The sequence below is a fragment of the Moorena sp. SIO3I6 genome (assembly GCF_010672095.1).
In genome coordinates this window covers 1-1,171 of sequence record NZ_JAAHHU010001546.1, presented here as the reverse complement: position 1 = coordinate 1,171, position 1,171 = coordinate 1, and the positions used below count along the sequence as shown (strand labels likewise).

The following is a 1,171-nucleotide window of genomic DNA, read 5'->3' as shown; positions in this document are numbered from 1 at the left end:
GCATCGATTTGGGCAGGATCAGCGTCTATAAATAAGCTAACCGGAATACAAGCACTCTGTAACTGGGCTACAACCTCACTAAGGCGAGGCATTTGCCCTGCTACATCTAGCCCTCCCTCGGTAGTCACTTCTTCTCGTTTTTCTGGTACGAGGGTAACGTAATCGGGTTTGACCTCTAGAGCGATCGCTACCATTTCATCGGTAGGTGCCATTTCCAAATTCAGATGAGTCCGCACCGTTTGTCTTAACAGAGCAATGTCCCTCTGTTGAATGTGACGTCGGTCCTCTCTTAGATGTGCAGTGATGCCATCCGCACCAGCTAGTTCTGCCAACACCGCTGCTGCGACTGGGTCAGGTTCTACAGTGCGCCGTGCCTGACGAATTGTGGCAATGTGGTCAATATTTACGCCAATTGTTAGCACTAATGTTTTTCTCCTGGATTTGACATCCTAGCGACGACCATAGGGCAGCCTGGTCTTGAATTCCAAGGCTTTACAACCTTAGCTTTGAGCAAAATATTCTTTTATAGTTTAACAGGGGGAGGGAACATCTAGATAGATTGTCTATCAAGCCTCTACAAGACAGTTCCCCGTGAAGTAGAAAGCCCCTCGCCAGGGTCTAAGCAGCGAGGGGTAGTTCACCTAAAATTCTTAATGTTGGGATTAGATGCTTCTAAGTTGCAGTTGGTCTGAGGATGGTAATTTGACATTCCAGGCCAGTCCTAAGCGCTTAAGTAGCAGGATGAATAACCAACCCAGGTCAAGTTGCCACCAATGATGTCCAAATCTTGCTGAGTTGGGAAAAGCATGGTGATTATTGTGCCACCCTTCACCAAGGGTCAAGATGGCGATGATAGGATTGTTCTTGCTCATATCAGAGGTAGTAAACAGCTCGTTTCCCCAGAGGTGGCAAACTGAGTTGACACAAAAGGTGATTTGACGGACCATAAAAATCCGAAATGCTCCGCCCCAGATTAAACCACCTAAGAATCCTGAGACAGAACCAGTCAAGACTCCACCCAGGAAACCAGGAATTAACAGGGACAGCAATACCCAAAAGACGTAGAGGTTGTCTATTCTTCGGATCAGCTTGTCCTTGATTAGGTCAGGAGCATACTTATAGGGAGGCTGCCAATCCACATTCACAATCCAAGCAATATGGGAATGCCAAA

At 47.0% G+C, this 1,171-nt stretch carries 2 protein-coding genes; both read right to left on the bottom strand.

The window, feature by feature from the left end:
- Positions 1–422: pyridoxine 5'-phosphate synthase (locus tag F6K49_RS51075; protein WP_293110572.1), on the bottom strand; the 422-nt coding region annotated here is incomplete at its 3' end.
- A gap of 240 nt (positions 423–662) precedes the next feature.
- The coding region (locus F6K49_RS51070; RefSeq protein ID WP_293110570.1) for an acyl-CoA desaturase at positions 663–1,171 on the bottom strand (509 nt) is incomplete at its 5' end.